The sequence below is a fragment of the Streptomyces sp. NPDC059874 genome, from assembly GCF_042731135.1.
Taxonomy (GTDB): domain Bacteria; phylum Actinomycetota; class Actinomycetes; order Streptomycetales; family Streptomycetaceae; genus Streptomyces.
The window spans coordinates 25,463-33,245 of the sequence record NZ_JBHWJY010000091.1 but is presented as its reverse complement, the minus strand read 5'-3'; the positions used below and the strand labels follow the sequence as shown (position 1 = coordinate 33,245).

The window sequence follows — 7,783 nt, the reverse complement described above, 5'->3', positions numbered from 1 at the left end:
GGGCTGGAAGAACCAGCCCCGCCGGCGTTTGAGGCGCGCTGTCCGGGGCGGAGCCCCGGGGAGGATGTCAGTCCTTGATTTCGCAGATCGTCGCGCCCGACGTCAGGCTCGCGCCGACCTCGGCCGTGAGGCCGACGATCGTGCCGGAGCGGTGCGCGTTGAGCGGCTGCTCCATCTTCATGGCTTCGAGTACGACGACCAGCTCGCCCTCCTCGACGCGCTGGCCCTCCTCGACCGCGACCTTGACGATCGTGCCCTGCATCGGGGACGCGAGGGTGTCGCCGGAGGCCGCCGGGCCGGACTTCTTGGCCGCGCGGCGCTTCGGCTTCGCGCCGCCCGCGGCCGCCGTGCGGGCCAGGGTCATGCCCAGGGACGACGGCAGGGACACCTCGAGGCGCTTGCCGCCGACCTCGACGACCACCGTCTCGCGGCCTGGCTCGTCCTCGGTGTCGTCCACGGCCGGGGCCACGAACGCCGGGATCTCGTTGACGAACTCGGTCTCGATCCAGCGGGTGTAGACCGTGAACGGGTTGCCGTCGGTCGGGGCGAACGCGGGGTCGGTGACGACCGCGCGGTGGAACGGGATGGCGGTGGCCATGCCCTCGATCTCGAACTCCGCGAGCGCGCGGGCGGCGCGCTGGAGCGCCTGCTCGCGGGTGGCGCCGGTGACGATCAGCTTGGCCAGCAGGGAGTCCCAGGCCGGGCCGATCACCGAGCCGGACTCGACGCCCGCGTCGAGGCGGACGCCCGGACCCGACGGGGCGGCGAACTTCGTCACCGTGCCGGGGGCCGGGAGGAAGCCGCGGCCCGGGTCCTCGCCGTTGATGCGGAACTCGATCGAGTGACCGCGCAGGACCGGGTCGCCGTAGCCGAGCTCCTCGCCGTCGGCGATGCGGAACATTTCGCGGACCAGGTCGATGCCGGAGACCTCTTCGGTGACCGGGTGCTCGACCTGCAGGCGGGTGTTGACCTCCAGGAAGGAGATCAGACCGTCGGCGGAGACGAGGAACTCCACGGTGCCGGCGCCGACGTAGCCGGCCTCCTTCAGGATGGCCTTGGAGGCGGCGTACAGCTCCGCGTTCTGAGCCTCGCTCAGGAACGGCGCGGGGGCCTCCTCCACCAGCTTCTGGTGGCGGCGCTGCAGCGAGCAGTCACGGGTGGAGACGACGACCACGTTGCCGTGGGAGTCGGCCAGGCACTGGGTCTCGACGTGCCGCGGCTTGTCGAGGTAGCGCTCGACGAAGCACTCGCCGCGGCCGAAGGCGGCGACGGCCTCGCGCACGGCGGAGTCGTAGAGCTCCGGTACCTCTTCGAGGGTGCGGGCGACCTTGAGGCCGCGGCCGCCGCCGCCGAAGGCCGCCTTGATGGCGATGGGAAGGCCGTGCTCCTTGGCGAAGGCGACGACCTCGTCGGCCCCGGAAACGGGGTCGGGGGTGCCCGCGACCAGGGGGGCCCCGGCGCGCTGGGCGATGTGGCGGGCGGCCACCTTGTCGCCGAGGTCGCGGATGGCCTGCGGCGGCGGGCCGATCCAGGTCAGGCCGGCGTCGATGACGGCCTGCGCGAAGTCGGCGTTCTCGGACAGGAATCCGTATCCGGGATGGATGGCGTCCGCGCCGGAGTCGGCGGCGGCCTGGAGGACCTTGGAGATGTCCAAGTAGCTCGCGGCCGGAGTGTCACCGCCCAACGCGAACGCTTCGTCGGCCGCGCGGACGTGCAGAGCGTCCCGGTCCGGATCGGCGTAGACGGCTACGCTCGCGATCCCGGCGTCCCGGCAGGCCCGAGCAACGCGGACAGCGATTTCGCCACGGTTGGCGATGAGCACCTTGCGCACGATGGCTCCCTCCTTGAAACAAGCTGAGTTTAGGGACAGCCCACACGGCCTTACGACCCTTCCCCAGTGGTGAGCTTGCCCACACAGAGTGTGATGCGAGGCCCGTTCGACTGGGGAACCCTTATGGCGCCCCAGGTCAGGGGGATCCCCAACTGCACAGTAACCCCGTCATGTAGCCGAGGTCTCTGTCATGCCGGTCAGCCGCCCCGGGTGATTCTTTGTCGAGTCCCTACGAACGGCCCACGTTTTCTTTGCTTGATCGCCGCGCCGGGGCCCTCGCGTAACGAAGCGGTCCGCACCCCTTGTCCGCACGTTTACCCGTTAGTAGCCTCCAGGCGTCGAACAGGCTTGTGACGCGTGGGGGGTGGGACGGCGTGCTGCGCAGACTCGTGGCCGGACTGGCCGCGATCGTACTGGTCGCGGAAGCGGCGGTGCTCGTGCTCGTCCATGTCGTGTTGGGCAAGACCACCGAGAACCAGGCGATGTCCATAGCGGGCAGCGATCCGGATGTCATGTCCAAGGCAACCTACGGGCTGGGGGCGGGCATGGGTGCCTTCCTCCTGCTGTGCGCCGTGTTCACCGCCGTGGCCGCGATCCGCGACCGGTCGCCCGGCCGTTTCGCCCGCGTCGTACTCGTCGGCGCCGCCGTCACCCACGCGGTGCTCGGCATCCTCACCGTCGTCCTGGTCGGCTGGGCCGCCTTCGCGACGATGATGCTGATCCTGTGCCTGCTGGTGCTGACCCTGACCCTCTTTGATGCCGGGCGGCCGGCGGTCGAGGACGCGAAGCCCGGCCGGCCCGGGGACCTCGGAGGGCTCAAGCCCACAAGTCCGTGATGGACACACCCAGTTCACCCAGCAGGGAGCGCAGCATCGGCATCGACAGCCCGATCACGTTGCCGTGGTCCCCGTCGATCCCCTCGATGAACGGCGCCGACAGCCCGTCCAGGGTGAACGCCCCCGCCACGTGCAGCGGCTCGCCGCTCGCCACGTACGCCGCGACCTCCGCGTCCGTCGGCTCCCCGAAGTGGACCGTCGTGGAGGCCGTCGCCGAAACCTGACGGCCGGTCGCCGTGTCGATCACGCAGTGCCCCGTGCGCAGGACCCCCGACCGCCCGCGCATCGACTTCCAGCGCGCGGTGGCCTCCTCGGCGTCCGCCGGCTTTCCCAGCGCCTCGCCGTCCAGCTCCAGCACCGAGTCACAGCCGATCACCAGCGCGCCCGCGGCCTCGTCCAGACCGGCCACGACCGCCGCCTTGGCCTCGGCCAGCGCCAGCGCCAGCGCGGCGGGCTCGTCGTGGTTCAGGGTGTCCTCGTCGAAGCCGCTGACGATCACGTGCGGGGCGAGCCCCGCCTGCCGCAGCAGGTTCAACCGGGCGGGGGAAGCGGAGGCGAGCACGAGCTTGCGCGGGGAAGGCGTCGTCATGCCCGCCATCGTAGGGCGCCGGACGACAGCCCCCGCAGGGCCGCCGGGCAACGGCCTCAGAAAGGCCCCACACCCAGGACGTACACCGCCACCAGCATCGTGAGGATGAGCACCAGGGCCAGCCGCCGGACCATCGCCTGCGCGTCGCGCATGTCCTTGGGCGGCTCGTTCTTCGGATCGGACCAGAGCATGCCCCGATCCTGGCCCCGGGAACGGGTGGGGCGCCTGAGTACTCGTACTCAGGCGCCCCGGTCCGTTCGCGTCATCTTCGCGGCGGGTTCAGCTGGGCCAGTACGTACGACCCCACGCGCGCGGCCCCGGCCGCGGCACGCGGCGGCGCGCCACGCGGGCCGGCCGCGACCACTCGTCGGGCTCCCGCGGTGCGCCCGACGGCGCCGAGGCCAGCGCCGCCGCGCGCGCTTGGACCACCGCCAGTGCGGCGGCCAGCTCCTCGGGGGTCGGGTTCCCCTTGACCACCTTGATCATCACAGGAATTGCCTCCCGGTCCTAGAGGGGGATGTTGCCGTGCTTCTTGGGCGGCAGCGACTCCCGCTTGGTGCGCAGCTGCCGCAGTCCCTTCACCACGTGCGCCCGCGTCTCGGACGGCATGGTCACCGCGTCGACGTAACCGCGCTCGGCCGCCGTGTACGGGTTCAGCAGCGTGTCCTCGTACTCGGCGATCAGTCGCGCCCGGGTCGCCTCCGCGTCGCCGTTGGCCTCCGCCTCGGCGATGTCCCGCCGGTGCAGGATGTTCACGGCGCCCTGCGCGCCCATGACGGCGATCTGAGCGGTCGGCCAGGCCAGGTTGAGGTCCGCGCCGAGGTGCTTGGAGCCCATGACGTCGTAGGCGCCGCCGAAGGCCTTGCGGGTGATGACGGTGATCAGGGGGACGGTGGCCTCGGCGTAGGCGTAGATCAGCTTCGCGCCGCGCCGGATGATTCCGTTGTACTCCTGGTCCGTGCCCGGGAGAAAGCCCGGCACGTCGACGAACGTCAGCACCGGGATGTTGAAGGCGTCGCAGGTCCGCACGAAGCGCGCGGCCTTCTCGGAGGCGTTGATGTCCAGGCATCCGGCGAACTGCATCGGCTGGTTGGCGACGATACCCACCGGGTGGCCCTCGACCCGGCCGAAGCCGGTGAGGATGTTCGGCGCGAAGAGCGACTGGGTCTCCAGGAACTCCGCGTCGTCCAGCACGTGCTCGATAACAGTGTGCATGTCGTACGGCTGGTTCGCACTGTCGGGGATCAGCACGTCGAGCTCGCGGTCCAGGTCGGAGACCTCGGTGTCCGCCTCCTCGGGGAAGGCGGGCGGCTCGGAGAGGTTGTTCGACGGCAGGTACGCGAGGAGGGACTTCACGTACTCGATGGCGTCCTTCTCGTCACCCGCCATGTGGTGGGCGACGCCGGACGTGCTGTTGTGGGTCCGGGCCCCGCCGAGCTCCTCGAAGCCGACGTCCTCGCCGGTGACCGTCTTGATGACGTCCGGGCCGGTGATGAACATGTGCGAGGTCTGGTCGACCATGACCGTGAAGTCGGTGATGGCGGGCGAGTACACGGCGCCGCCGGCGCAGGGCCCGACGACCAGGCTGATCTGCGGGATCACGCCGGAGGCGTGCACGTTGCGGCGGAAGATCTCGCCGTACATGCCCAGCGCGCTGACGCCCTCCTGGATGCGGGCGCCGCCGGAGTCGTTGATGCCGACGAGCGGGCAGCCGGTCTTCAGGGCGAAGTCCATGACCTTCATGATCTTCTGCCCGTAGACCTCGCCGAGGGCCCCGCCGAAAACGGTGAAGTCCTGCGAGAACACGGCCACCGGGCGGCCGTCCACCGTGCCGTAGCCGGTGACGACACCGTCGCCGTAGGGGCGGGTCTTCTCCAGCCCGAAGTTGGTCGAGCGGTGCCGGGCGAGCTCGTCCAGCTCGACGAAGGATCCTTCGTCCAGCAGCAGGGCCACCCGCTCACGCGCCGTCAGCTTGCCCTTGGCGTGCTGCTTCTCCACGGCGCGGGCGGAACCGGCGTGGGTGGCTTCGTCGATGCGGCGCTGCAGGTCCGCGATCTTCCCCGCGGTGGTGTGCATGTCGATCGGCTCTGACGGTTGTGACATCGGGGTCGCGGCTCCCTGTGTGGTGTCAACTGCCTGGTCAAGTTATTGACTACTGCTGGCTACTGGTGCGTAGCGTATCGGCGGGCATGGCGCTCGGCAGTGCGGCGTTTGACACACCTAATGTGGCTTGCATGACGCCATCAGATGCCTCAGCAGGTGCTTCCGCCGGTCGTTGGTCGAACCTTGACCGGCCGCCCCTGAACGCCGCGGCCCTTCAGCGGGCCGTCGTCACCGAGAGTGGACTGTGGACCTCCCTGGAGGTCGTCGCCGCCACCGGGTCGACCAACTCCGACCTCGCCGCCCGCGCCGCGCAGCTGCCCGAGGGGGCCGTGCTCGTCGCCGAGGAGCAGACCGCGGGGCGCGGGCGGCTCGATCGGAGCTGGGTCGCGCCGCCCCGGTCGGGGCTGTTCTTCTCCGTACTGTTCAAGCCGGGCGACGCCGTGCCGCAGGAGCGGTGGGGGTGGCTGACCCTGCTCGCCGGGGTGGCCACCGCGACCGGGCTGTCCCGGGCGGCGGGTGTGGACACCGCCCTCAAATGGCCCAACGACCTGCTCGTCACCGTGGACGGGGAGGAGCGCAAGACCGCCGGAATCCTCGCCGAGCGCGTCGCCGACGGCGTCGTCGTCGGCATCGGGCTCAACGTCACGCTGACCGAGGGCGAGCTGCCGGTGCCCGAAGCCGGCTCGCTGGCGCTCGCCAAGGCCACCGTCACCGACCGGGACCCGCTGCTGAAGGCCGTACTGCGCTCCCTGGAGCAGTGGTACGGGAACTGGCGCGCGGCCGGCGGCGACCCCGCGGCCAGCGGCCTCCAGGAGACCTACGCCGCGGGCTGCGCGACCCTCGGCCGGCACGTCCGCGCGGAGCTCCCGGGCGGCCGCACGCTCACCGGAACGGCCGAAGCGGTGGACGCGGAAGGGCGCCTGGTCATCCGTACCGCCGAGGACCGCCACGAGGCGGTCACCGCGGGCGACGTGATCCACCTGCGGTCCGTGCACTGACCTCGGGTTTCCGCTGGGTTCGGCCCGGATCCGGAGCCGACCGGGGGGCTCCGGACCGGGGCCCCCGCGCGGGGCGCGCGGGCGGGGCGGAATTCCGCGGGGAGTGGGGAGTGAGCTACGGCACACCTGCCGTATGGTTTAGGCGATCCCGGTACTCGTGGTGACCAACCGGTTCGGCAGGGCAGTGCGCACGGAATGGACAGGAGGCGGCCCTTGACCGTCGACGACTCTAAGTCCAGCGCGCCCGCCCCCGGGCCGTCCGGCCCCGGTACCCCGATCGGGCGGGACCAGCACACCCCGCACCACGAGGTCGACCACACGGTCCAGCCGACGGCGGATCCGCTCGCGATCCGGCTGGAGCAGCTGATCCTCGGTGCCGAGCGCCGCTACACGCCCTTCCAGGCGGCCCGCAGCGCCGGCGTCTCGATGGAGCTGGCCTCCCGCTTCTGGCGGGCCATGGGCTTCGCCGACATCGGCCAGGCCAGGGCCCTCACCGAGGCGGACGTACTGGCGCTGCGCCGGCTCGCCGGTCTGGTGGAGGCGGGGCTGCTGAGCGAGCCGATGGCCGTGCAGGTGGCCCGCTCCACCGGGCAGACCACCGCCCGGTTGGCGGAGTGGCAGATCGACTCCTTCCTGGAGGGGCTGACGGAGCCGCCGGAGCCGGGGATGACCCGTACGGAGGTCACGTACCCGCTGGTCGAGCTGCTGCTGCCGGAGCTGGAGGAGTTCCTCGTCTACGTGTGGCGCCGCCAGCTGGCGGCGGCCACCGGGCGGGTGGTGCAGGTGGCGGACGACGAGGAGATGGTCGACCGGCGCCTCGCGGTGGGCTTCGCCGACCTGGTGGGCTTCACCCGCCTCACCCGGCGGCTGGAGGAGGAGGAGCTCGGCGAGCTGGTCGAGTCCTTCGAGACGACCTCGGCGGACCTGGTGGCCGCGCACGGCGGCCGGCTGATCAAGACGCTCGGCGACGAGGTGCTGTACTGCGCCGACGACGCGGCGACGGCGGCGGAGATCGCGCTGCGGCTCATCGAGACGATGGAAGTCGATCCCCAGATGCCGGAGCTGCGGGTCGGGATCGCCTTCGGCACGGTGACGACCCGCATGGGCGACGTCTTCGGGACGACCGTGAACCTGGCGAGCCGGCTGACCTCGATAGCACCGAAGGACGCGGTGCTGGTGGACGGTGCGATGGCCGAGGAGCTGGGTCGGACCGGGGCGGCGCCGGTGTCGGAGAAGGAGGCCGAGGCCGAGGAGGGCGGCGGTACCTACCGCTTCGCGCTCCAGCCGATGTGGCAGCGCCCGGTGCGAGGCCTGGGCGTGGTGGAGCCGTGGTCGCTGACCCGCAGGAAGCCGAAGAATCCGGCCTGACGCCTTCGGCAGGCTTGGGCGGGTGCGGCGCCGTTGCCGGCACCAGGCGGACGGGCAG

At 71.3% G+C, this 7,783-nt stretch carries 8 protein-coding genes; 3 read left to right on the top strand and 5 right to left on the bottom strand.

Annotated features, from left to right (window positions below):
• Positions 1 to 67: 67 nt before the first annotated feature.
• Complete coding sequence (locus ACFV9H_RS35055) at positions 68 to 1,831, bottom strand: acetyl/propionyl/methylcrotonyl-CoA carboxylase subunit alpha (RefSeq protein WP_385406549.1); 1,764 nt, start codon at positions 1,829 to 1,831, stop codon at positions 68 to 70.
• Between the two features lie 374 nt (positions 1,832 to 2,205).
• On the opposite strand from ACFV9H_RS35055, the gene ACFV9H_RS35050 reads away from it, so the two are divergent.
• Entirely contained in the window at positions 2,206 to 2,667 is a 462-nt protein-coding gene (locus ACFV9H_RS35050; protein WP_385406547.1) for a hypothetical protein, read from the top strand.
• Here ACFV9H_RS35050 and ACFV9H_RS35045 read toward each other — a convergent pair.
• The 4 genes from ACFV9H_RS35045 to ACFV9H_RS35030 form a co-directional block, all read right to left on the bottom strand.
• Entirely contained in the window at positions 2,648 to 3,265 is a 618-nt protein-coding gene (locus ACFV9H_RS35045; RefSeq protein WP_385406544.1) for a Maf family protein, read from the bottom strand. The two genes, ACFV9H_RS35050 and ACFV9H_RS35045, sit on opposite strands and share 20 nt — an antisense overlap.
• Positions 3,266 to 3,312: 47 nt before the next feature.
• Positions 3,313 to 3,447 (bottom strand): morphogenic membrane protein MmpB, encoded by a 135-nt coding sequence (mmpB, locus tag ACFV9H_RS35040; protein ID WP_385406542.1) that lies wholly within the window; start codon positions 3,445 to 3,447, stop codon positions 3,313 to 3,315.
• Between the two features lie 88 nt (positions 3,448 to 3,535).
• Positions 3,536 to 3,742 (bottom strand): acyl-CoA carboxylase epsilon subunit, encoded by a 207-nt coding sequence (locus ACFV9H_RS35035; RefSeq protein ID WP_385406539.1) that lies wholly within the window; start codon positions 3,740 to 3,742, stop codon positions 3,536 to 3,538.
• Between the two features lie 21 nt (positions 3,743 to 3,763).
• Positions 3,764 to 5,359, bottom strand: coding sequence for an acyl-CoA carboxylase subunit beta (locus ACFV9H_RS35030; protein WP_385406537.1), 1,596 nt, complete (start codon positions 5,357 to 5,359; stop codon positions 3,764 to 3,766).
• Between the two features lie 131 nt (positions 5,360 to 5,490).
• On the opposite strand from ACFV9H_RS35030, the gene ACFV9H_RS35025 reads away from it, so the two are divergent.
• Together ACFV9H_RS35025 and ACFV9H_RS35020 are read left to right on the top strand one after the other, a co-directional pair.
• Positions 5,491 to 6,357 carry a biotin--[acetyl-CoA-carboxylase] ligase gene (locus ACFV9H_RS35025; protein ID WP_385406535.1) on the top strand — a complete coding sequence of 289 codons (867 nt, stop codon included), beginning with the start codon at positions 5,491 to 5,493 and terminating at the stop codon, positions 6,355 to 6,357.
• Positions 6,358 to 6,570: 213 nt separating this feature from the next.
• Positions 6,571 to 7,725 (top strand): adenylate/guanylate cyclase domain-containing protein, encoded by a 1,155-nt coding sequence (locus tag ACFV9H_RS35020; RefSeq protein ID WP_385406532.1) that lies wholly within the window; start codon positions 6,571 to 6,573, stop codon positions 7,723 to 7,725.
• The last annotated feature ends 58 nt before the right edge of the window (positions 7,726 to 7,783 follow it).

Coding starts and splice junctions, on each gene's coding strand:
- ACFV9H_RS35045 (WP_385406544.1), bottom strand. CDS start 3,265: ATGGCGGGCATGACGACGCCTTCCCCGCGCAAGCTCGTGCTCGCCTCC.
- mmpB (WP_385406542.1), bottom strand. CDS start 3,447: ATGCTCTGGTCCGATCCGAAGAACGAGCCGCCCAAGGACATGCGCGAC.
- ACFV9H_RS35035 (WP_385406539.1), bottom strand. CDS start 3,742: ATGATCAAGGTGGTCAAGGGGAACCCGACCCCCGAGGAGCTGGCCGCC.
- ACFV9H_RS35030 (WP_385406537.1), bottom strand. CDS start 5,359: ATGTCACAACCGTCAGAGCCGATCGACATGCACACCACCGCGGGGAAG.
- ACFV9H_RS35025 (WP_385406535.1), top strand. CDS start 5,491: ATGACGCCATCAGATGCCTCAGCAGGTGCTTCCGCCGGTCGTTGGTCG.